Annotated in this window: 16 protein-coding genes; 12 read left to right on the top strand and 4 right to left on the bottom strand. The window is 56.7% G+C overall.

The genetic code is table 11. The features are described from left to right. Positions 1-20: 20 nt before the first annotated feature. Together ppdK and JMJ04_RS12650 are read right to left on the bottom strand one after the other, a co-directional pair. Entirely contained in the window at positions 21-2,801 is a 2,781-nt protein-coding gene (ppdK, locus tag JMJ04_RS12645) for a pyruvate, phosphate dikinase (protein WP_201370835.1), read from the bottom strand. Positions 2,802-3,041: 240 nt separating this feature from the next. Beyond that, positions 3,042-3,626, bottom strand: a complete 585-nt coding sequence (locus JMJ04_RS12650; protein ID WP_201370836.1) for a HEPN domain-containing protein — start codon at positions 3,624-3,626, stop codon at positions 3,042-3,044. 373 nt (positions 3,627-3,999) lie between these two features. Here JMJ04_RS12650 and JMJ04_RS12655 point away from each other — a divergent pair, with 373 nt between their 5' ends. Beyond that, a complete protein-coding gene (locus tag JMJ04_RS12655; RefSeq protein ID WP_201370837.1) occupies positions 4,000-4,677 on the top strand; it encodes a hypothetical protein in 678 nt (225 codons plus the stop codon). A gap of 85 nt (positions 4,678-4,762) precedes the next feature. Here the strand turns inward: JMJ04_RS12655 and JMJ04_RS12660 are convergent, their stop codons facing one another. Then, positions 4,763-5,302 carry a DNA-3-methyladenine glycosylase I gene (locus tag JMJ04_RS12660; protein WP_201370838.1) on the bottom strand — a complete coding sequence of 180 codons (540 nt, stop codon included), beginning with the start codon at positions 5,300-5,302 and terminating at the stop codon, positions 4,763-4,765. Positions 5,303-5,620: 318 nt separating this feature from the next. Here JMJ04_RS12660 and JMJ04_RS12665 point away from each other — a divergent pair, with 318 nt between their 5' ends. The 5 genes from JMJ04_RS12665 to JMJ04_RS12685 all read left to right on the top strand — a co-directional run bounded on the left by JMJ04_RS12665 (position 5,621) and on the right by JMJ04_RS12685 (position 10,628). Continuing rightward, the gene (locus JMJ04_RS12665) at positions 5,621-6,277 is read left to right on the top strand and encodes a hypothetical protein (RefSeq protein ID WP_201370839.1); all 657 of its coding nucleotides are present in this window, start codon (positions 5,621-5,623) and stop codon (positions 6,275-6,277) included. Positions 6,278-6,513: 236 nt separating this feature from the next. Beyond that, positions 6,514-7,215 (top strand): RNA polymerase sigma factor, encoded by a 702-nt coding sequence (locus tag JMJ04_RS12670; RefSeq protein ID WP_201370840.1) that lies wholly within the window; start codon positions 6,514-6,516, stop codon positions 7,213-7,215. Further along, on the top strand, positions 7,212-8,195 hold the full coding sequence (locus JMJ04_RS12675) for a zf-HC2 domain-containing protein (RefSeq protein WP_201370841.1): 984 nt from the start codon (positions 7,212-7,214) through the stop codon (positions 8,193-8,195). The genes JMJ04_RS12670 and JMJ04_RS12675 overlap by 4 nt, the downstream gene beginning before the upstream one ends. Before the next feature lie 283 nt (positions 8,196-8,478). Then, on the top strand, positions 8,479-9,300 hold the full coding sequence (locus tag JMJ04_RS12680) for an alpha/beta fold hydrolase (RefSeq protein ID WP_201370842.1): 822 nt from the start codon (positions 8,479-8,481) through the stop codon (positions 9,298-9,300). Positions 9,301-9,443: 143 nt separating this feature from the next. Then, positions 9,444-10,628: an acetyl-CoA C-acetyltransferase gene (locus JMJ04_RS12685; RefSeq protein WP_201370843.1), complete on the top strand. Its 1,185-nt coding sequence runs from the start codon at positions 9,444-9,446 to the stop codon at positions 10,626-10,628. A gap of 63 nt (positions 10,629-10,691) precedes the next feature. Here JMJ04_RS12685 and JMJ04_RS12690 read toward each other — a convergent pair whose 3' ends face one another. Continuing rightward, a complete protein-coding gene (locus tag JMJ04_RS12690; RefSeq protein ID WP_201370844.1) occupies positions 10,692-11,951 on the bottom strand; it encodes an MFS transporter in 1,260 nt (419 codons plus the stop codon). Positions 11,952-12,592: 641 nt separating this feature from the next. Between JMJ04_RS12690 and JMJ04_RS12695 the strand changes: the two genes are divergently transcribed. From JMJ04_RS12695 to JMJ04_RS12720, 6 genes are all read left to right on the top strand, one after another. Beyond that, positions 12,593-14,323 (top strand): acyl-CoA mutase large subunit family protein, encoded by a 1,731-nt coding sequence (locus JMJ04_RS12695; protein WP_201370845.1) that lies wholly within the window; start codon positions 12,593-12,595, stop codon positions 14,321-14,323. A 197-nt stretch (positions 14,324-14,520) separates the two neighbouring features. Continuing rightward, positions 14,521-15,444 (top strand): GNAT family N-acetyltransferase, encoded by a 924-nt coding sequence (locus tag JMJ04_RS12700; protein ID WP_201370846.1) that lies wholly within the window; start codon positions 14,521-14,523, stop codon positions 15,442-15,444. Between the two features lie 56 nt (positions 15,445-15,500). Further along, complete coding sequence (prmA, locus tag JMJ04_RS12705; RefSeq protein ID WP_201370847.1) at positions 15,501-16,421, top strand: 50S ribosomal protein L11 methyltransferase; 921 nt, start codon at positions 15,501-15,503, stop codon at positions 16,419-16,421. A 177-nt stretch (positions 16,422-16,598) separates the two neighbouring features. Further along, positions 16,599-17,420: an RsmE family RNA methyltransferase gene (locus JMJ04_RS12710; protein ID WP_201370848.1), complete on the top strand. Its 822-nt coding sequence runs from the start codon at positions 16,599-16,601 to the stop codon at positions 17,418-17,420. Between the two features lie 370 nt (positions 17,421-17,790). Then, positions 17,791-20,250, top strand: coding sequence for an SWIM zinc finger family protein (locus JMJ04_RS12715; RefSeq protein WP_201370849.1), 2,460 nt, complete (start codon positions 17,791-17,793; stop codon positions 20,248-20,250). Next, complete coding sequence (locus tag JMJ04_RS12720; protein ID WP_201370850.1) at positions 20,237-22,615, top strand: helicase-associated domain-containing protein; 2,379 nt, start codon at positions 20,237-20,239, stop codon at positions 22,613-22,615. The genes JMJ04_RS12715 and JMJ04_RS12720 overlap by 14 nt, the downstream gene beginning before the upstream one ends. Positions 22,616-22,711: the final 96 nt, after the last annotated feature.

Here is a 22,711-nt window from a genome sequence, read left to right on the forward strand (position 1 = left end):
CACTTTTCTCATCAAGATTATTATTTATCGCGCTCGGACTGGTGCAACGCGGCCTGCGCGGCAGCCAGGCGTGCGACGGGAACGCGGAAGGGCGAGCAGCTCACGTAGTCGAGGCCAACTTCGTGGCAGAAGGTGATGCTTTCAGGATCACCACCATGCTCACCGCAGATGCCCAGCTCAATATCCTTGTTGGTGTGGCGTCCCTTGGCTACGGCCATGGCGACCAGCTGGCCCACGCCCTCACGATCAAGGGTCTGGAAGGGATTGGTGGGTAGAATCTTAACCTTGTCCTTCTGACCGGGAACATCCAGGCCATCGACATACTTGAGCAAGAACTTGCCCTCGGCGTCGTCACGGCTATAGCCGAAGGTGGTCTGTGTCAGGTCGTTGGTACCGAAGCTAAAGAAGTCGGAGACCGGTGCGATCTGATCGGCGGTCACGGCGGCGCGTGGAACCTCGATCATGGTGCCAAATTTGTACGCGATGGCGCCACCAGATTCGCGCGCAATCTCCGCGGCGACGCTCTCCAACTGCCTCCGGACCTCGCGTAGCTCATTGACGTGGCCGACCAGTGGGATCATAATCTTCGGCTGGAGCTTCTTGCCCTCGCGCGCTAGCTCGGCTGCGGCCTCCAGAATGGCGCGCGTCTGCATGATGTTGATCTCAGGGAAGAGCAGGCCGAGGCGACAGCCGCGTAAGCCCAGCATGGGATTCATCTCACGCATAGAGCCGACGGCTTCGAGCATGGCCTTCTTCTCTTGCAGCTCCGCCTCATGTCCGCCCTGGGTCTCCAGGCGAGTGACCTCGACCAGGAGCTCTTCATAGGAGGGTAGGAACTCATGCAGCGGTGGATCGATCAGGCGAATAACGACCGGGTAGCCCTCGCCTGTTGTGGGGCTGACCATGGCCGAGAAGATGCCCTTAAAGTCGCTGCGCTGGAAGGGTAGCAACTGATCGAGTGCGGCCAGGCGCTCCTCGGGGCTGCGTGCGAGAATCATCTTCTGCACGATGGGGAGGCGCTCCTGCTCCATAAACATATGCTCGGTGCGGCAGAGGCCAATGCCCTCGGCTCCAAAGGCGACGGCGCGCTGTGCATCGCGTGGGTAGTCGGCATTCGCCCAGACGCCAAGCCTGCGTACCTTGTCGGCCCAGCCCAGCAGCGTCTGTAAATCTTCCTCCCTGGCGAAATCGGAATCAACGGTCTGAATGCGACCCTGGAAGACCTCGCCCGTCGCGCCATCAATCGAAATGTCGTCGCCCTCGCGAATAACACTATTAGAATTGTTGACGCGGAAGAGGCGCTCGCTATCACTGACGCGGATGCCCTCACAGCCAGCGACACAGGGAAGACCCAGCCCGCGTGCCACAACGGCGGCGTGGCTGGTCGCACCACCGCGTGCGGTGAGAATACCCTTGGCAACGAGCATGCCATGGACGTCATCGGGGCTGGTTTCCGGGCGCACCAGTACGACGGATACGCCGGATTTGCCCAGCTCCTCGGCGCGATCCGCGTCGAAGACAGCTTTACCGTAGGCCGCACCCGGCGAGGCGTTCAGGCCCTTTGCGAGCAGGCGACCCTCCGTCGTGGCCTTTCGCTTCTCCGCTTCATCAAAGCGGGGCAGGAGCAGCTGGTAGACATGCGCGGGTTCAACGCGTTGCAGGGCCTCTTCAGGCGTGATCAAGCCCTCGCGCACCATATCCACGGCGACCTTGATCGCAGCTCTGGCGTTGCGCTTGGCTGAGCGTGTTTGCAACATGTAGAGCCGACCATGCTCGACCGTAAACTCCAGGTCCTGCATATCGCGGTAGTGCGCCTCCAGGCGTTTGGCGATCTCCAGGAATTGGCGATAGACTTCGGGCAGGTCTTCGTGCAGGCGGCTGATTTTTGATGGCGTACGAATACCGGCGACCACATCCTCACCCTGGGCATTAAGCAAATACTCGCCAAACATCTCGTGCTCGCCGTTTGAAGGGTTGCGGGTAAAGGCCACACCTGTGCCGCTATCACTGCCCATATTGCCGAAGACCATGCTCTGGACATTGACGGCGGTTCCCAGATTGTGCGGAATTTTGTTGAAATTGCGGTAGTCGATGGCGCGTTTGTTGTTCCAGGAGGCGAAAACGGCCTCGATTGCCTTGCGCAACTGCTCATAGACGTCTGTGGGGAAGGGCTGTCCCGAGGCTCGCTCCGCGACCTGCTTAAATTCGACGACCAGCTCTTTAAGGGCCTGAGCGGGAATCTCGGCATCCGTCTTTGCGCCCGTGCGCTGCTTGTAGGTTTCCAGGATGTGTTCAAAGTCCTGGGGATTAGTATTCAACACGATCTTACTGAACATCTGAATGAAGCGGCGATAGGCGTCATAGGCGAAGCGCTCGTCCTGGGTTAGGGCTATGAGGCCCTGTACGGTTTCGTCATTGATACCCAGGTTCAGCACCGTATCCATCATACCGGGCATAGAGAACTTCGCGCCTGAGCGTACCGAGACCAGGAGTGGATTCTCCCGACCCCCAAACTGTTTACCCGTCTGTGCTTCGACAATTTGCAGCGCGGCGAGGGCCTGGTCCCACATACCAGCGGGGAACTGTTTCTGTTCCTCGTAGTAGGCATTGCAGACCTCAGTTGTGATTGTAAAGCCGGGAGGAACAGGCAGACCAGCATTAGTCATCTCGGCCACGCCAGCACCCTTACCACCGAGGAGGGCACGCATGGAGGCGTTGCCCTCGCTAAAGAGATAGACCCATTTTCTTGGAGACTGTTTGACAGCCTCCTCCAATTGTGTGTGTGTGATCTGTTGCGTCATGAAGATGTGTCCTCCACTTGTGCTTGTGACCCTGGCATGGCCTGTCTTCTGTCACATACTTCTGATCCGAAAACCCTGAGCGCGCTTGTCCCCGAATGGGGGAAGCGCTAGACACGTCAGTGACGTTGCCGTGTCCCCGAATGGGGAGGTTCCGGAATAAGATCATCGACAGGTCAAGAAGAAGGCGTACCTTTTCCTGAGTGCCAGGACCCTGGTCGCGCTACAAATCGCGACCAATGACTACGTTGTCAAAACAATATTACGTGCCCAGCGTAGGACTGTGCGAGCGCTCTGAATATAGCTACTCGCTTCATCGGCACTGATGACCTCATCGGCCTCTTCAGGAGGGGTGTCGGCGTAAAACGCCTCGGGATGGAACGGCGAGAGCCGGGCCATCTCCTCTTGAATCGAGTCCGGTGCTCCAACCTGTGCGCCCAGTGCGCGCAAGTCATGATTATATGGAGAGCGGCGGCCAATGTTGAGCAAGCTTACAGCTTGCGCAGCCTTTTCCGCCACCTGGTTGCAGTAATCGGCGCAGGCAAAATGACGGCCCAGGCCAATTTCAAGTGTGGCTGTGGTCATATCCTGTGCGGCCTCCGCGAAAAGTCCTAATGCACCCTGAACATCATGGTCCGGGTATACCTCCCTGTCCTCCTCATCCTCCTCACCTCCGAAGGGCGCAGGCGATGCCGCCTCTGCATGAACAAATGGTTGCTGGGTCTGATCCTGTGACTCTACTCCACCCAGGAGGAGAGCTTCTAGATCGCTTTCAATGGAGTCATGATCGCTGTATCGATGGTTGGGCATTTCATGCATGTTAGACATGGTAAGTGTTCCTTCTACAGGGTGCCGAAACGTTGGCACGTTTTACGAGGTGTTGTATAGCATTGATTATTAAGTGATGCTATCCCGAACATAGTATTCCTAATCAAGCTAATCTGTCAATGGCTGTAGGAGCATCTTTCGATATGTTTAACGAGTATCAGTTTAGCTAATACTTGTTTGTCATATTGATGTATGTATATGTAGATGAAGGAAATTTTTTGTGTTGACGGATGTAATGAAATAAATTGCGAGAAAAGCGGAAAGCTGCATAACTGTATATCAGGCTGTTGGCAGCAGGAGCGTTTTGCGCTTCACATACGTGTATCTATGTATGTTGATATAAAAATGGTTATGCGTGAAAGTGAAGGTGCAAATGAATATAGATGAATCGATGTCTGTTATGGCACAGCCCATGGTGATCGGTGTCTTTGAGAAGCGGGAAAAGGCCGAGGAGGCATTGGAGGATTTGCGCCGGGCGGGATTTACGGATCAGCAAATAGGCTTTCTCTATCGTCATCTTGATACTCAGGAGAGTGAGAAAAAGATCTCGACCGAGTCTGCAATTGGGGCAGCGGCAGGCGCCATCGGCGGTGGCGCCTTAAGCAGTGTCCTGACGGTTGCAGCAATCTCAGCCATCCCGGGTGTGGGGCCTGCCATCGCGGGTGGAATCATCTTTGCCGCGTTGGGAGGGGCCGCCCTGGGAGCTATGGCGGGTGGCTTTGTGGGCATGCTGATTGGTATGGGAGTACCCGAAGACGAGGCACATTACTACCAGGGAGAATTGGAGCATGGCCGCACCATTGTCACAGTGAAGAGCAATGAGCGCTATGATGAGGCGCGGCAGGTGCTGAAGCAGCACGGCGCCTATGACGCGACCGAGCGCATGGCGCAATTGCAGCCGGGTGATACGCAAGCTCAGTCCTCGCTCCCGGCGACAAGTTTCCACGATGAAGACACAGTCGAGCGTGGAACGCCTGAGTACAATCAGAATGTGCCACTTGAAGAGGCTGATACCATCAAAGTCGAGAACTACCGCCCACCAGTGCGCTAACAATAACAGAGTAGCCGCGTACGCCAGGAGCGGGCCCGCTCCTGGCGTACGCGGCTACTGGTGCTACGCACTGTGGCGTACGCGGCTACTGCTGATACCAGGGGGGATTGAGGGTCAGGATCTGGTGGTAGATGGGGCAACTGTCCTGGTGCGCTCCGGGCAGATAGCCTGTGCTCATGAGAAATTCATTGACGATCTCGCCACCCGTAAAAACAAAGTTCTTTTTGAAGAGTTTGACCCACTGCTCCTTATTTAGAGGATGATGAAGCGTGAGCCAGTTCGCGAAGGAGCCATGCTGCTCGCGCAGGACGACGAGGCGGCGCGCATTCTCAATCACCGCGCGCACCTTCAATCGATTGCGAATAATGCCTGCATCACTGAGGAGCCGTTCTTCCTCCTGAGAGCCATAGCTCGCAACTCGATCAAGATCAAAACCGTCGAAGGCGCGTTGAAAGTTCTCCTTCTTCTTTAAAATAGTCTGCCAGGAAAGACCTGCCTGGTTGATCTCCAGGGCCAGGCGCTCGAAGAGGGCGGCGTCGGTGGTGAGGGGAAAACCATACTCCTGATCATGGTATGCCTGGTGCAGCGGATGCTCGCGGGCAAAATCGCAATAGCTCTGAGCCATAGGTTCGTGTGTCCTCTTTTCTCTCGACCAAAGGTCCTTCATTGGGAAGTGCCTATCTATTTGTTACGCAATATGCTCGTTTGTAGCGTAAATACTTCGGCTTTTTCTGTCAAGACAGGACTAAATGCCTGATAGCGAGTAGGTAAAAAGTCATTATTTCCTGTGCCTGGCGCTCTGCTGCGTTGGAATAGAGTGAAAGCGTATAGACGCCGAAGGTTGACGTTGATAGTGGAGAGGATGCGTGGTGTAGGGTCCATGCTTGCATGGACTTAGATAGAATCAGATATCTGTATTTGGGACGACGAAGGAGCTGCAAGCATGTTAGCAAGTATTCGTGATCTTGCGATCATGGGTGTTATTTTCTTATTATTTTTGATCGTCGCAATTATTGCCCTGGTGCGCTGGTCAAAACGGATCAAGTACATCCGAACGTGCGAATTATTGGACCTTGAGCACGAGCTTGAGAAGATGCAGCGTGAGGTGCCGAATTACGCGGCGGCTCTGGTAATCGTTGATGTGGCTGTAGGAATTATCTTTCGCTCGAAGATCTCCCTGGTCCTCCTGGAGGGTATAGGTGTCGTCAATATCGTCTATTTGATTGTATTGCTTGTAGGCGTCGTAGGGTGGAGAATGATGGCGAGGCGTTGGCAGAAGATCCAGGAGCAGTTGCCGATCCAGGAGATTCGTGCGCAGATGTCGATGCAGGCGCAGATAGGCGAGCAGGACATGGGGCTTCAGCAGCCCTGGCAGGCTCTTCCTGCTCCTATGCAGTGGCCAAATGGCCAGATGGATGGCTCGCAAGGGATGTGGCAAAACGGGGTGGCCCCTGAGGCGCAAAACCAGTGGCCAACGGGTGGACAGATGGCGATGCCGCAGGGCCAGTGGCAAGGCCAGCAGGAGTTCGACCAGCAGAATCAGTGGCAGGCCACTCCCATGCCCTCCTGGCAGCAGAATGGCTCTGGCCAGAACTGGTAAAAAATTAAGTACCCAGATAGAAAAAGCCGCGCTCCTCGTCGAGGAGCGCGGCTTTTTCTATCTGGGTACTTGGGTTTCATTGCTCAGCCGTAAAAGTAGCCACACTCCAACGTGAGTATGGATAGGTAATATCAATTCAATCCTGTGAAGCAAACCTCCTGGGTATATTGTTGTGTGTCGCGGGCGTGAGTGGTGAAGGCTTCACAAGTTCCTGGAAAAAAGGAGTAAACAGCGGTATGTTTCCATCGATGGTGGTTCCTGCTATACTACAGGTGCGCCCTGAGCTATGTCTGGAAGAGACTGAGCAACGAGAGAAAGTAGCAGCCAGCATGCCTGTGGAAAAATCCGCGGATCGACCAGGAAATAGAGCGTTTAGCGATGAACTGGCCCTGGAAAAACTCTATGAACAGTTCCGACGCCCCATACATTCCTATGTCTATCGCCTACTTGGAAATATGGAAGACGCTGATGATATAACACAAGAGGTGTTTATACGCGCGTGCAGTGCCTGGGATGGACTCTATGAGCGTGATCATTTGTCGTCCTGGCTGTATCGGATCGCGACCAATTTATGTGTTGATCAACTGCGTCGACGCAAACGTATCTCCTGGTGGCCCCTTTCACGCCGCTCGCGCCAGGCCGAAAATGACGATGACGTGAGCGATGATGCCTCCCTCCTTTTAGCCGATAGTGGTGGTATCCCAGAGATCGCTGAACGTGAGCATATCCGCCTGACCCTGGCCAACATGCCCGAAGAGTATGCGGCGGCGCTTGTGTTACATGCTGCGCAAGGGGTCCCCTACCAGGAGATCGCAGCTATTATGGAGATCTCACCCAATGCCGCCGCTACGCGCATTTCCCGAGCCAAAAAGATGTTTATGGAACAGTACAAGCGATTGAATAAGAGTAATGCGAGTATGCAGGAGCGGCGAAAATGAATGACATTTTTCTCCCTCCCCTTCCTGCGGGACATGAAACCGATTCCCGGGCCTGCGAGATTGTCCACCTCTACCTGGCTGTGTGGGATGATCTGACGCCAGAGCAGCGACGAAGCGTCGCCTTGCATGTGCGTGGGTGTGAGTCGTGTACACAAGAGATGCGCCAGGTTCAGCAGGCGACCCGCCTGGTCGCCGACCTCCCTTCTTCACAGCCCTCCGAGCGTGTTGATGCCGCGGTTCGGGCCGCGATAGCCGCGCGCGCACAGGGGCGCGGCAAAACGAGTGACGAGTCGCGCCCGGTAGCCTTTCCAGAGAGACGCCGTGCGCACGCGAGAGCACGCTGGCGCCCTGCGATGTTGGTGGCGGCCGCGCTGATGGCTCTGGGAGTGTTACTGGTCTCTTACCTCTTCTTTCTACGCTCTGCGCAGGAGTTTCAGATTCCATCTCAGGTAAGCTGGAACGGCTATGTGCTCTACCATATCCAGACTCAGCAGACAAGTGATGGTGCATCCTATCAGGTCAAGACCTACCATGATTTCACCAATAATATGTTCCATGTCGAGACGGTTATGGATGATAAGCTGGATGTCGTAGCGGTAGGCAACGCCCAGCATGGAGTCCTGGGCAAAGATATGATGAATCACGTGGTGCAATGGGATGCTGCCAACTGGGTCGATAGCGACTCTATGTTTGATCTGCAAAAACTACGGGCGGATATTGCGGCGGGGCGCGCCAGCTACATCGGCAAGGGAACCTTCCAGGGACGAGAGGTCTACCAGATTCGCTACCAGAATGGCGATATTATTCTGCTGGATATGCATTATATGCCCGTCAATGTGCTGGAGCAGAAATCTTCATCCAGCGAGAAGCCGATGTATGATACCCTTGAAGTGCTCACGCAGCAGCAGGTCCCTGAGAGCCTCTGGGACATGCAGGTACCCCCTGGCTTTAAGATGGGCGAGTTACCGCAAAAGCCTTAGATTTGTCCGAAAAGTTTGTAGGGCCCATGCCAGCATGGGCCCTACAAACTTTTGTGGTATTACCGGGCCCTGTTTCTGTGCCGTTACGCGATAATCAAGGACTTGAGATCAGGCTCTCTATTGCGGCGTGCAATACCACGTGCAGCAGGCTGGATGAAAGAAGAATCCCCCTTGCTTTAGCAGGGGGAGTGTCGAACGAGTGCGACACGGACCGATTGCATATACATAAGAAAGCGCAAAAGGTGATATGATGAGGACATCAAACTTTGAGGGGAGAAGATTCATGTCAATCTGGTCCGAAGGCGATCTGCAGCTCGATGATGTTCGTATTCATTATTACCGCACGGGCGCTGGAGAGAAACCGCCGCTGGTGTTGTTGCACGGCTTCAGCGATAATGGGCTGTGCTGGAGCGAGGTGGTGCAGGAATGGGCGAGCGACTTTGATATCATTCTGCCCGATGCGCGCGGGCATGGGCTCTCCAGCGGCTCGGCGAGCGGGAACTATCGGCAACGGGCCATGGCGGAGGATGTGGTAGCGCTCATCCAGGCGTTGAACCTGGGCTCGGTGCGGCTGGGCGGGCATTCGATGGGGGGCGGCGTGGCAGCAGTGGTGGCCAGCGAGTGGCCTGAGCTGGTGCGGGCGGTCGCGCTGGAGGATGCTGCGCTGTTTGTACCACGCGAGCAGCCGACAAGTTCACAGGAGGAGGGCCAGAGGCACCATGGCTGGTTGTTTGAGGTGCGGACACAGAGTCTGGAGGAGCGCAAGGCCGCTTGTCAGAAGAATACCGGCTGGTCGGAGGTCACAGTAGAGCAGTGGGCCATCTCGAAAGACCAGCTCAATATGGCCATCCTGTCCGCCGGCCCTGCGCCCGTCATCGGCGAGCGTTCGCCTATGGAGGTCCTGACCACCATTTGCTGCCCCCTGCTGCTGGTGACAGGCGACCCCACTCGCGGTGCCATGATCACGCCGGAGCAGGCCGCACAGATCCTGACCACACAGCTCCGCGCCCGCGAGCTGCATATTCCCAATACAGGGCACTGTATCCGCTATGATCAGCCGCGGGCGTATGCGGAGAGCGTGAGGGAATGGCTACGGAATGTATGATCCGCCATGGGCTGCGAGTTAGCCGAATGACGCAGCAGGCCCCTACAGATTTGCCCCTTCTCGGTCATAAAAGATAGAATAAGATAGAAGTTTGCTAGACCCTATGGCCACATCGGCGTGGCATTAGAATGAGGAGAACTCGCATGACCGAAGAACATATTCCGGTAATCGTAGGCGCGGCAAGGACGCCGACAGGCAAGTTCCTTGGTAGTCTCGCCAGTTTTACAGCCCCCCAGTTGGGAGCTATCGCTATAAAAGAAGCCGTAAAGCGCGCAGGAATCGACCCCAGTAGCCTGGATGAGGTCATCATGGGCAATGTCGTGAGCGCGGGCATTGGGCAGGCGCCGGGCCGCCAGGCCGCCATCCACGCGGGCCTTCCCGATGATATTCCAGCCTTCACAATCAATAAAGTCTGTGGCTCGGGCCTCAAAGCCGTCATGCTGGCGGCGCAGGCCATTCGCGCGGGCGATGGCCAGGCCTATATCGCGGGCGGCATGGAGAGCATGAGCAATGCCCCCTATCTCTTGCCCAAAGCGCGTACTGGCTACCGCATGGGTGATGGCAAAATCATTGACGCGGTGGTCCGTGATGGCCTCTGGTGCGCCTTTGAAGATATCCATATGGGCAATGAGGCAGAGATCATCGCCGAGAAGTTTGGCGTCACGCGCGAGGAGCAGGATCAACTGGCGCTGCGCAGTCACCAGCGCGCGGCGGCAGCCACAGCCGAGGGCCGCTTTAAAGAGGAGATCGTGCCGGTTGAGGTGCGCCAGAAGAAAGGTTCTTTGCTGGTGGAAAACGACGAGCCTATTCGCAGCGATACCTCACGTGAGGCGCTGGCGCGTCTCTCACCAGCTTTTCTAGAGGATGGTACGGTGACCGCAGGCAATGCCCCTGGTCTAAGCGATGGAGCCTCGGCGACGGTCGTTGTTGACCAGGCCTTTGCGCAGGCGCAGGGTCTGCCTGTCCTGGCCCGAATTACGGGCTATGCCTCGGCGGCCATCACACCACGCTATATCTTCGCGGCCCCCACGCGTGCCATTCGTCGTCTACTGGAGCGCACTGGCATGCAGTTGAGCGACTTCGACCTGATCGAGGTCAACGAGGCCTTTGCGGCCCAGGCGCTTGCCAATGGCAAAGAGCTAGATTGGGATTGGGAGCGCGTGAATGTCAATGGTGGCGCCATTGCCCTGGGCCACCCCATCGGCTCCAGTGGCTCACGTGTCTTGATTACCTTGATTCATGAGTTGAAGCGCCGAGGTGGCGGTCGCGGCCTGGCAACGCTCTGCCTGGGTGGTGGTGGCGCGGTCGCGCTCTCCGTCGAGGTGTAGTTTTTTAATGAAGTAGCGTAAATAAATGTGGTGCAGGCTCTGCCTGCACCACATTTATTTACGCTACTTCATTTTCACATGCCATTGGCGTAGGCGTACCAGGAAGACGGTCCCCAGCCCTCCCAGGAGCAGTGCGAGCACGGTCCAGCCATAGACTACGCTATACGAGGAGTGAGTGATACCCAGCCCAAACAGCGGGAAGATCACGATCATGGCCAGGCTAAAGAGTCCCGTTTGAAACGAGAGGACAGTGGCGCGCTGAGCCTCGGGACAACGCTGGTTGATATAGGTGCTGAGCGCCGGATAGAGCACGGCGGTCGCGGCCTGGAAGAAGATCAGGAAGCCCAGTAAGCTTGGGAGCATCTGCGGCTGCATCATTAAAAGCAGACCTGTTGCCTGGGTGAGGACAGCCAGGGGCAGCAGCCAGCGTTCTGGAATCTTACGCATCATCACGGGCACCATGGCCGTAAAGAGAAACTGGCTAAGATTGCTTAGGGCAATGATAAAACCGACCGCACTCAAGGCGAAGCCCAGGCCATGTAACTGAAGCTGGACATAGAAGTAGATCGTGGTACCACAGCTCTCGGTCAGCCCTGAGATCAGGATCAACCCCAGGATCGCAGGTGTGTTCCAGACGATGCGCAGGCCAGCACCCAGATGTGCCAGGACATTGATGCGCTCCTCCGGCTGGCGCTCTTCAATACCCTCTGGCAGCAGACAGAGAGGCAGGATGGAGACCAGGCAGATAAGCGCGCGACAGATGAATGGCAGTGTCTGCATGATGCTGCCCAGGTAGCCTCCAAGTGTGGTACCCACCATCTCACTTACCAGGCTGACCATCAGCGTCCAGCTCATGAGTTTGCTGTAGAGTTGCGATTGGCGTTGCGCATCGGCATAGCCAGTTAGCGTCCAGAGCAGCGCGTCATTGGCCCCGCCCAGGAAGGCGAAAGAGATGCCCGAGAGCGCGAATGCCAGGAGCATAAATGGTGCCGTGGGATGGAGATAGAGCAAACTATCAATCGCGCTAATCAGACAATAGAGAATCAGGCTTTTGCGGCGTCCCAGCAAGTCCGCGAAGATCCCGGTTGGCACTTCGGCGACGAACTTGGCAATATGAAAGACCATCTCAAACAGGCCGATCACAAAGGGGCTATATCCCTGCGCTGCCAGGTAGATCATCCAGATGGCGCTGGTCAGGAGCACACGTGAAGACGCGGTATAGCCAAAGAAAGCAGCCAGCCAGCGCCGCCAGGGACGCGGCTCAAGCACACTGGTAGCTAAAGTGTTTCCCTCCGCTGAGGATTCCATAACAGAGTCATTCATAGGTTCAGGAACTCCCTCTCATGAGATAACAAGTAAAAGCAAACTACAATGGGTCCCTCTTGTGAAAGCAAGTCAACAGACGTGAGAGAGTACCTGGCGCGGATGGCTACACGGGCAAGGGCAGCATAGAGCACACGCGATGTCCCATGGAAGGGCGGGAAAAGGCTAAGAAACAGAGGACGAAAAAGTAGCCATGCCAAAGGCAGCAGAATCTACCGCAGAACAGGAATGTCCTGAGAGTGGAGGCTCGGCGCTACTTCTCGCCGCATAAGCGCTACGCCAGGCTTATGCGGCCACCACATGGCCGAGGATTGATGGAATGAGGTGATGATGGGCCAGTCGCCCGGCGCTGGCGCGCGCGGTGACCTGACGCATATGCTGTCTCGTCATATACCTGAGAATAACATGCCTCCATGCAGACGTCAAGAGGGCTTCGACACTCCCCTCCGGATAACGCAAGCACCCCTCCAGGTGAGGTGTGTGTGATGGCGGCCTGGTGGAGCCAGGCCGCCATCACACACACCTCACCCCTCTTGCCTGAGGCGTATGGTACAATAGGGATGTTACAACTATGAAATGAATCGTCTATCTGCGTTTCAAATATGCCATTGCCTTTATGCATATGAGGAGAGCTTGCGAAGATGCTTGAACAGAAATCGACAGAGCCAGAGTTGCCTGAGGTCGAACAAGGGACGCTCTTTGATAAAGAAGAACTTGACCGTTTGCACGTGCAGCGCACACAATGGGAAGAGGGCCTCGTCAAGAAGTCGGTGGAGCGCATTCCCGAGCGAGACAACCTTATCACCACCTCTGGTGTGCCTATCGAGCGACTCTATACACCTGGGGATGTGCGGGGACTGGATTATCAGCGTGACCTAGGCTATCCTGGCGCCTATCCCTATACGCGTGGCGTTCAGCCAACCATGTATCGCGCCAAGCCGTGGACCATGCGCATGTTCGCGGGCTTTGGCACCGCTGAAGATACCAATAAGCGTTTTAAGTATTTATTGCAGCAGGGTCAGACAGGCCTCTCGGTGGCCTTCGATATGGCGACCCTCTACGGCTATGACACTGATCATCCCCTGGCGGCGGGCGAGTTTGGCAAGTGTGGCGTCGCTATCTCCTCGCTCGCGGATATGGAGGTGCTCTTCGAGGGGTTGCCCCTGGATAAAATCACCACCTCTATGACCATCAATAGTCCTGCCTCTGCCATCTGGGCCATGTATATCGCGAACGCCGAGAAGCGCGGCTTCTCCATGGCGCAACTGGGAGGCACGCTCCAGAACGATATCCTGAAGGAGTATATCGCGCAGAAGGAGTTCCTCTTCCCGCCAGAACCCTCGATGCGCCTGGTGACAGATACCATCGAGTTTGGCACGCGCCATATGCCGCGCTGGAATACCATCAGTATCAGCGGCTACCATATCCGCGAGGCGGGCGCGACCGCTGTGCAGGAGCTGGCCTTTACCCTGGCCGATGGCCTGGCATATGTTGATGCCGCCCTGGCGCGTGGCCTGAAGATCGACGAGTTCGCGCCCAGGCTCTCCTTCTTCTTTGATGTGCATAATGACTTCTTCGAAGAGATCGCCAAGTTCCGCGCTGGCCGCAGGCTCTGGGCGCGCTTGATGAAGGAGCGCTATGGCGCGAAGGACCCACGCTCTATGATGTTGCGCTGTCATGCGCAGACGGCGGGCGTCTCCCTCACGGCCCAGCAGCCTGAAAATAACATTATCCGCACCACCATTCAGGCCCTGGCAGCGGTCCTGGGTGGCACCAACTCGCTGCATACCAACTCGCTTGACGAGGCCCTGGCTCTGCCCACAGAGAGCGCGGCCCTGATCGCCTTACGCACGCAGCAGGTCATCGCTTCTGAGAGTGGCGTGACCAATACTATTGATCCCCTGGGTGGCTCATACTTCCTTGAGAAATTGACCGAGCGCACCGAGAAGGCTGCGCTGGAGTATATCGAGCGCATCGATGCCCTGGGTGGCGTGCTGGCTTGTATCCAGAATGGCTTCTTCCAGCGCGAGATCGCCGAGTCCGCCTACCGCTATCAGCAGGAGATCGATCAGCATAAGCGCACGATTGTGGGCGTGAATGATTACGCCATCGAAGAGCATATCAAGGTACCGACGCTCTACGTGGACTACGAGGGCGAAAAAGCCCAGATTGCGCGGCTGGCACGCGTGCGTCACGAGCGTAACAATCAGGCGACGCAGCGGGCTTTGGAGAATCTGAAGCGTGTCGCTGAAGGCACTGAGAATACTATGCCTGCCATCCTTGAGGCGGTAAAATCTTACGCCACGCTTGGTGAGATCATGGATGTCTTCCGCGACGTCTTTGGCGATTATATGGAGCCCGCTGTCTTCTAGCGTGCCAGTTGTGTGCATGTCGGCAGCGTGAACAGTGATGAGAACCAGGGGCGTAAGATGGTGTACCTGTTTGATCTGGAGTGGTACAATGTCTTGCGCCCTTTGTATATATCTTCTTCTCCGAACACCCTGAGCGCGCGTCCCCGAATGGGGGGTGGGTTTCGGAATAAGATCTATAGAAAAAGAAAGAGATCTGGATGCAGCAATACTCTGGCCTGGAGAAAAGGCGCGGTCTGGCAGAAGACGAATTGAACGCTGTCGCGCACCTTATAGAACTCTGTTATCAACACGATCAGTCGTGGGTGAGGGTGAACGTGGGCGATTTGCGTCATCCAGCTGGCTTACTCTGCCAGAGCTTCCTGTACTATGAGGATGCTCTCCTGGTTGGCTACCTGGGAGTTGAAGGGTTGGGAGCGAGTGTGCGCGAGGCAACGGGTATGGTTCATCCCGCGTACCGCCGGAGAGGTATTTTTCGCCAGCTCCTGGCCGCGGCCCGACTGGAATGCGAGCAACAGGATATCGCCAGGCTGCTCCTGATTACTGAGCAGGGATCGGAGAGCGGGAAGGCCTTCATCGCTTCGACTGGTGCGCGCCTTGAAATGGCTGAGCATGAGATGATCTTGCAGCAATTTCAAGATCACTATGTGCTCGATGATCGTTTGCTGGTGCGCCAGGCGGAGGATGATGATCTAGAGGGCTATTTGCAGGCGGTCTCGACGAGCTTTGGTGAAACGGTTGAGCGCAGGCGCCCCCTCGTGACGCTCTTCTGGCATAATCCCAAGTTTCGCTTCTACCTGGCGACCTTTGGCGAGGGCGAGGTAAGTTGTCGCGAACCGGTTGGCTGTTTGCGCCTGGATGTGCATGAGGCCGAGGGACGCATCGGCATCTATAGCGTTGGGGTCATTCCCGCGTACCGGGGGCGTGGTTATGGGCGCCAGATGTTAGAATCTGTGCTGCGTGACATTCCTGAGCGTGAGCAGAAGGTGATTACCCTGGACGTGGAGACTGACAACACGCCCGCGCTCCATCTCTATCGCTCCTGTGGCTTTCGTGTCGCGCGCACCTACGCGTACTACGCCCTGGACCTGGTACCGGCTGGCACATTGTCACCGGTGGAGTGATAGGCTCACATAAATAATAACGCTACTCTAGTAGCGATGAGGCAGGAAATATCGTTATGCATTGGTTAGAATTGACTGTTACGACTCATCCCGACGCTGTCGAATCGGTAAGCGAGCTGCTCAGCCGCTATACAACCGAGGGGATTGTGATTGAGGACCCGATTGAGCTGCTTGAGGATGGGCAGGCGTATCGCGTGCGCCAGGGAGAACCCGTACAGGTACATGCCTATACGCCCATTGACGGGACCGAAGAGGAGATTAGCCAGCGGGTGCGTGAAGGTCTCTGGCACTTTGCCAGCATTGGCGCCCATTTTGTGGGAGAACTCCAGACGCGTGCTGTCAACGAAGAAGACTGGGCCAACGCCTGGAAAGAGTACTATCATGTAACGCTTATCGGTGAGCGGCTCGTAATTCGCCCTTCGTGGCGCCAGTATACGCCCAAGCCCGAAGAGGTTGTGCTAACACTGGACCCTGGCATGGCCTTTGGGACCGGCCTGCATCCCACCACGCGCATGTGCCTGGAGCAACTGGAGAAACGAGTCACGCCTGGCATGCGTATTCTTGATGTAGGCACTGGTTCTGGCATTTTGGCGATTGCCGCCGCCAAACTTGGGGCTGAGTTTATTCACGCCATCGATAATAGTAGTGTCGCAACCGAGAGCGCAAGCGAGAATGCAGCCTTAAACGAACTTGCAGAGCGGATCAAAGTTGAACTGGGCGAGCTGACGCCCGAGAGCGCCGGGCAGATGAAGGGGCAGTACGATATCGTCGTTGCCAATATTATTGCCCACGTCATTGGTGCCATCGCACCACAACTCGCAACAACCGTAGCGCCAGGCGGTCTGCTGGTCGTGAGCGGCATCATCGAGGCCCGCAGACCAGACGCCGAAGGCCCGCTCCTGGAGACAGGTCTGGAACTGGTGGAAGAGACCATGATCGAAGACTGGCTAGCCCTCGTCTTCCGCAAACGCGCCTAACATATGGTCCTCGTTTATTAGAAAGTGTTCTCAGCGTCTTCGTGGCTTGTCCATCAAATGTGTCGGGTCCATGCTGACATGGATCCTACAACAGTCCGCTGAACGGGTCATGGTATGTGGTGTGAGGCTGGCAGAGCCAGCCTCACACCACATACCGAATAAATATAAAGAGGTTGTATGCATCGTTTCTTCATTGAAGAGGCGCAGGTCGAGCCTGCGCTGCTCAGGCAGAAGGGCATGGCCATTCTCTTACCCGAGAATGTCGCGCATCAGGTGCGGGATGTGTTGCGCCTGGCCCTGGATGAGCGCCTGGTGCTATTGGACAACAGCGGCGAGGAGACGCTCTGTGCCGTCAAAAAGAGCGTGCGTGGCGAGGTAGTGGTCGAAGTTCTTGAGCGCCAGCGGGGAAAAAGCGAATCGCCGGTAGAGGTGATGCTCTGCCAGGGCATGCTCAAATCCGCGCGCTTTGAATGGATTCTGGAGAAGGGGACAGAACTGGGGGTCTCGGCCTTTCTTCCGACCACCTGCCAGCGCTCCACTGCCGGCCTTGAAGAGGCAGGGGTCTCCAAGCAGAAACGCTGGCTACGCATTATTCAGGAGGCATCGGAGCAATGTGGGCGCGCGCGCGTCCCCACATTGCTCCCTGTACGCCCCTTGATGCATGTGCTTGGTAATATACCAGAAGGGACGCTAGCGCTGATGCCTTGGGAGGAGGAACGTGCACAGACGCTGCGTAGTGTCTTGCGCGAGGCCATGACCAACTACGAGGAGGCACCAACGCGGCGCCTACGCGTTATGCTCTTTATCGGTCCCGAGGGCGGCTTCATGGCCGAGGAAATCATGATGGCGCGCCGGCATGGCGCCAAGATTGTGACACTGGGTGAGCGTGTGCTACGCGCCGAGACTGCCGCCATTGCGTCAATTGCCAACATCATGTATGAAATCGAGACAACCCTACGCTCCCGAGGGACGACCAAACAGCTCCCCATTCAGGGGTAAACAGGTATGAGTAGCTGTGCCAGTGGGGTGTGCGTCATCTTTTGCACGATGTCTCCCATAGGCACCCGATGTATCGCGTGCAAGGCGATGTACCGCGAGAATACAGCATGAAGAGCATCTTTTCAGAACACTCTGACGCCCTCGGGCAAGCCACATTACGCTCTTCCATCGGTCGCAACTCTGTACTCCTGCGATACATCGCCTTGCGCGCCGTAAACGGGGCATCTATGGGATTGGAAGCGCTCTTGTAAAAATATTGACGCACACCCGCACCTGCGCTTTTTGTTGACCATACACGCACCTCGTGCTAAGATAATCTAATACAGTTCACTTTTATTCACCTTTCTGTTGAGTATTTGAGCAACCAATCATGGAACATGTAGTACCTGGCGCGTTGCGGCGCCTGCGAGCCACGGATATTATCAGCATGGCCGGGCTGGCGGCGGCGACACGTGGGCAGGAGTACGCGCGCCTGGACGCGGTACAGGCGACCAGGCGCGACGAAGGTCGCTTGAGTGGTATCGTCGAAATCGCGGCCTCTTCAGCCAGCGAGCCAGGTCCAGAGGAAGAAGACGCCTTCTCTTTCCCCGAGCCTGATGCTGGCAGTCACTATGTAACAGTAGAACTGCAAGGTGCAATGCAGTGGCAGAGTTCCTGTACCTGTGAGGCCCCCTCAACGGCGCTGTGCGAACACGCGGCAGCCCTGTTATATGAGTGGCTTGCCCATCCAGGGCTCTTCCGCCCGCTTGCCGCGCAAGCAGCTATGGAAAATAGACCACAGAAAGAACGCTTGCAAGACCTGGTAAACGATGCTGTCGCCGCTCAGCTTCCCACGAGTAAGGCTCCCCGAGAAAAGCCTTCCTCACGCACAGGTGGCGCTTTCAGACCGATATTGCCTCCGCAACACACGCTGGTGCAGGTCGGGGGTATGCAGAATATTCTCCCACAATTGGGGATCAGCGAGCTACGCAGTATAGCGCGTGCATATGCGATAACGGCGGGGAATATGAATAAGCCTCAACTGATTGAGGTTTTGCTGGAGCAGGTCGCGCGTCCCGAAACAGTGAAAAAGGTCGCGGCAAGCCTGGAGAAGACTCTACGCCAGTTTCTGGCCGCGATAACTCTCTACGGATCAGCCATCCCCGATGAGGAGCTACGCGCCCTCTACGATCGTTTCTCGCTGGGGCAGCCCGCGCACTACCAGCAGGCGCTTGTGTCCCTTCAGAGTGAGGGATTGCTCTTCCGCACCAGCCTGAACAGTGTCTCGCTTGCGCGTGGAGCGCAGGGCAGCGGTCAGCTTGAGATCGGCTGGTTTGTGCCCCTGGAGGTGCGAGCAGCCTTGAAGGTAACCGTGCCGATGACCCCCTATACGCTGCCCGCGGGCGCTCAGGAAGGCTCTGAACGCGGCGATCAGCCGCGCGTACGCAGCATGGAACCTCTGCGCCTACTCTCCGAGTTGCTGTTGCTTGCTCGCCTGCTTGATGGTACAAGTCTGGATGAGGAGAGTGCCTGGTTAGATTTCTCAGATACCCTGCTGGCAGAGTTTACAGGCACGACACGCGCCTCAGATGGCTCCTTCTTGCTTCAGTCCACAAGCGATCAGCCGCCTGAAAGTCTCATCGCTCGCTTGCGTGAACGTTTGCCACGCTCTCGTACTTTCCTGCGTTTTGCGCTGCGCCTGCTGCGTGGCGGCAATATGCTTCAGCGTGCTGATGACGATCGCAACCGCCTTCATATTGCTGATTCGCTGGCGGAGAAACTGCTGGGCGAGGCCCAGGTGCAAGAGGCCCAGGAGCTCTTCATGCTCTGGCTAAAACACTCCTCCACTGATGAGTTGCTGGGGTTGCGCGAAGATGGCGTCGACCTGCGCTGCCGCGCGAACGCATTGCGTCAGCCGGTCTTGCGTATGGGCGAGTTGGAGATTGAAAATAGCGAGGCGCGCCAGTTATTGGTCTCGCTCCTGGCTCAGGTAACGCCTGGACAGTGGATGCATTTTGGGGCCTTCGCGCGCTTTGTGTATCGGCTGAATCCCCTGTTTCTCCAGCGGCGGCAGCGCTATTTTGCCTCTCCACACTGGTGGCTGGAGGACGACAATCCAGATAAACCGCTCAAACCCTCGCAGTTTAAAGATTGGCAGCGGGCAGAGTACCACTACCTGGCACAGTTAATTCAAGGGCCACTCTACTGGTGGGGAATTTGCGATATTGTAAGTGCGCCTGATGGCGCGTTGCTGGCTTTTCGCCTGACACCACTGGGCTGCTGGCTCTTACAGGGGAACGGCGTTCCTGGTGAGCTTGAGCGAGGACGAAGACGGCGCCTGACGCGCCTGCTGGTGGTCGTAGACGCCCAGGAGGTGCTAGTTCCGGCTCACCCGGCGGCCTGGAACCTCATCAAGGTGCTGGAACGTTTCGCGCAAGCCACGGGCATTCAGCGCAGCTATCTACGGTATCGCTTCACGCCACAAGCGCTTAGCAAGGCGTTGCGTGCCGGTGAAGATACCAACGCTCTCTTCAAAATTCTGCGCTTGCTTGCGCAGCGTCAGCCAGAATTGGCAGACGCGCTTGCGCAGGTGACTGCTCGCCTGGAGCGTTTGCAGAAGAGTTATGGGCAGGTACGCTTCTATACTCATGTCCCTCTGCTTGAGGTCGCAGACCAGGTCGTTATGCGAGAGCTTGAGGCGACGACCTCGCTGAATGAAGTGGTGGCACGCCCGTTGAGCGAGACGATGGCCCTGCTCCATGAGGGGGGGGCTGCGCGCTTGAGCGACGAATTGAAGCGGCGTGGAAATGCTCCTCTTGTGCATGAGAAGGATAACTATGAAGCCTCGTGACGTAGAATTGCTAGAGACCGTTCCTCTCTATCACCTGCACACGCTTGCCAGGTCCCGGCAGATTCCCTTGACCGGCGCCACGCCTGAGGCCAATGTCAGCGCAGATGCCAGCGCATCGGCTGAATTAGGAGAGGTCGCACGCCAGCTCTTTGATGCGGATGTCCTGAGCACGCTGGTGCGAACCCTGGGCGAGGGTGAGTGGTTGATCTTGAGAGAACTGGTGCTCTGTGGTGGGCGTGCGAATAGTCGTGACCTGGCCTTTTACTGTCACAGTGCCGGACTGCTTTCTACACGGCAACAGGCGGGAGAACAACCCGGCGAAATGGGGGTTGTGAGCGCTTATGGCATAGATAATACACACAAGCCCATAGCCTATCCTCCTGCGCACCCGCATGGCCCATTCGAGCAGGCCATACGCTCTCTCTTGCTGGAGGGCTTGCTCTTTTGGAGTAAACAGACCAGCTTCGCGGGCCGGGAGTATAGTAGTGGGACCCATGACGGTATGCTTATCGTTCCGCCGAGCGTAGAGACCGCAGTCCACGAGGTTGCAAAAGAGCGTGATCTGGGGGCAGAGCCATTACTGCCGGCAGTGCCAGAGAGTGGAACAGATGCACGGATGCGGCTTTTACAGCGCTGGCTCTATTCCTACTGGTCTGTGGTGGCGGAGGCCCGCGAGGGGTTGCCATTGCTCAATAACGGCCTTCTCTCTCGCTCGGCGCTGCGTAGCGTGTTGGCGCGCATGGCTGAGGGTGAGGACGACGTAGTGCGTAATGAAAATGAGTCGCCCCGTTTACTCTTTCTGCGCCTGCTGGCGATGAAGGTAGGGTTGCTACGTGAGCAACAAGGGATACTTCAGGCCGCCCCTGCCGAAGCGTATTTCGCGTTACCGTTTTACGAGCGTGCCAGGCAGTGCTATCAACTGGCGGTTGAGGGTTCCTTCTGGAATGAGATGGCCTACCTGCCTGCGATCAATGTCAAGCCGGGTCCAGAGCTGCTCGCAGAAGCCCACCAGGAGGTGGTGCGTTCGCGCCAGGTCGTGCTTGAGCGTGTGTTACAGGAGACCCCAGGGATATGGATAGACCTGCCCACCTTTGTCGCGCGTACCAGGCTCTATGCTCCCTCGCTCCTCTTTCCTCGCCACCAGGGATCACGTATGGATCGCTATTCCAACGAGTGCAACCCCTATGGCTGGGATTTTCGCTTACAGCGTGGCTGGCTAACGCATCGCGAAGGCTGGTATCTTGTCGAAGGTGGCTTTATTCGTGCCGTGATTGAGGGTGTGCTGTCGTGGCTTGGTATCGTTGAGGTGGATGCCAGGGAGCATCCAGACACGTTTCGTCTCTTGCCCGCGGGACGGGCGCTATTTCGTGCAGACGAGCAAGCACTAGAACAGCCTGAGGGGCGCTTGATTGTGCAGCCAAATTTCGAGCTGGTTGCCATGGCACCTGTCTCGGAGTCCCTCTTGCTCGCTCTGGATCGCTTTGCCGAGCGAGAGCAGCTTGAATATGTCGCGCACTATCGCCTGACCAGGGCCAGCGTCACGCGTGCGATTCAGCGTGGGTACTTGATTGAAGATATGTTGCGGACCCTGGAGGTGGCGGCAGATGGGGCTTTGCCCCAGAATGTACGCTATACCCTTCTGGAATGGGAGCGCCAGGCCCGGCGGGTTGAAATCTGGCGTGAAGCCACGCTGATGGAGGTAGCGGATTCAGCCTTGTTAGATGCCTTATTGGGAGAGCAAGAGACGTCTTCGCTCTTTGGACGACGCTTATCGTCCACCCTGGTGGAGGTTGCTCCTGGCAAACTGTCCGAGGCTCAGCAAGCATTATGGGAGCGCGAGCAGCTTCCAGCCGTGACACGCGCAGGTACGCCCAGGCGAGAAGATGGGGAGGAGAGGCATGAGCCACAGTGGCGCTTGCGCGAAGATGGGCTACTCCAGCCACTTTATGGCGTGCTCAACTTCTATCTTGTGCGCGTTGCCGAGCGCTTTTGTGCCTATGACGAGGCGAGAGGCGGCCTGTGCCTGACCGAAAGCTCGGTACGCGCCGCGCTCAAGCAGCATATGACCCTGGATGAAATCATGGATTTCTTGCGCCGCTATTGTATTGATGACATTCCAGGGTCGCTTGTACTACGCCTCAAACTATGGGGCAATGGATATGAGGGCCAGCACCATATTGGCGTCGCCCGCGCACCGCTATTGATCCTCCCCGAGCAGGTCCTGAACGACCTGGAGGCAGACGAAGAGATCCACAACTTCTTGCAAGAGCCCATCGCACCAGAACAACGCCTCGTTCACATCTCGGAACAACACCTGGAGCGCGTCCTCCGCCTCCTCCGCGAGCGCGGCTTCACCACGGACTAACAAGCAAAGCCGAAAGGTGCAAGGGCGAAATCAACGAACATGGGCGCCCAATTTATGAAAACGTCATGCTCTATGAGCGCACCACTCCCGATGAGG

This window comes from Ktedonobacter robiniae (assembly GCF_016587375.1).
GTDB lineage: Bacteria > Chloroflexota > Ktedonobacteria > Ktedonobacterales > Ktedonobacteraceae > Ktedonobacter > Ktedonobacter robiniae.

Coding starts and splice junctions, on each gene's coding strand:
- JMJ04_RS12710 (WP_201370848.1), top strand. CDS start 16,599: ATGCATCGTTTCTTCATTGAAGAGGCGCAGGTCGAGCCTGCGCTGCTC.
- JMJ04_RS12665 (WP_201370839.1), top strand. CDS start 5,621: ATGTTAGCAAGTATTCGTGATCTTGCGATCATGGGTGTTATTTTCTTA.
- JMJ04_RS12685 (WP_201370843.1), top strand. CDS start 9,444: ATGACCGAAGAACATATTCCGGTAATCGTAGGCGCGGCAAGGACGCCG.
- JMJ04_RS12700 (WP_201370846.1), top strand. CDS start 14,521: ATGCAGCAATACTCTGGCCTGGAGAAAAGGCGCGGTCTGGCAGAAGAC.
- ppdK (WP_201370835.1), bottom strand. CDS start 2,801: ATGACGCAACAGATCACACACACACAATTGGAGGAGGCTGTCAAACAG.
- prmA (WP_201370847.1), top strand. CDS start 15,501: ATGCATTGGTTAGAATTGACTGTTACGACTCATCCCGACGCTGTCGAA.
- JMJ04_RS12680 (WP_201370842.1), top strand. CDS start 8,479: ATGTCAATCTGGTCCGAAGGCGATCTGCAGCTCGATGATGTTCGTATT.
- JMJ04_RS12675 (WP_201370841.1), top strand. CDS start 7,212: ATGAATGACATTTTTCTCCCTCCCCTTCCTGCGGGACATGAAACCGAT.
- JMJ04_RS12695 (WP_201370845.1), top strand. CDS start 12,593: ATGCTTGAACAGAAATCGACAGAGCCAGAGTTGCCTGAGGTCGAACAA.
- JMJ04_RS12655 (WP_201370837.1), top strand. CDS start 4,000: ATGAATATAGATGAATCGATGTCTGTTATGGCACAGCCCATGGTGATC.
- JMJ04_RS12670 (WP_201370840.1), top strand. CDS start 6,514: ATGTTTCCATCGATGGTGGTTCCTGCTATACTACAGGTGCGCCCTGAG.
- JMJ04_RS12690 (WP_201370844.1), bottom strand. CDS start 11,951: ATGAATGACTCTGTTATGGAATCCTCAGCGGAGGGAAACACTTTAGCT.
- JMJ04_RS12650 (WP_201370836.1), bottom strand. CDS start 3,626: ATGTCTAACATGCATGAAATGCCCAACCATCGATACAGCGATCATGAC.
- JMJ04_RS12715 (WP_201370849.1), top strand. CDS start 17,791: ATGGAACATGTAGTACCTGGCGCGTTGCGGCGCCTGCGAGCCACGGAT.
- JMJ04_RS12660 (WP_201370838.1), bottom strand. CDS start 5,302: ATGGCTCAGAGCTATTGCGATTTTGCCCGCGAGCATCCGCTGCACCAG.
- JMJ04_RS12720 (WP_201370850.1), top strand. CDS start 20,237: ATGAAGCCTCGTGACGTAGAATTGCTAGAGACCGTTCCTCTCTATCAC.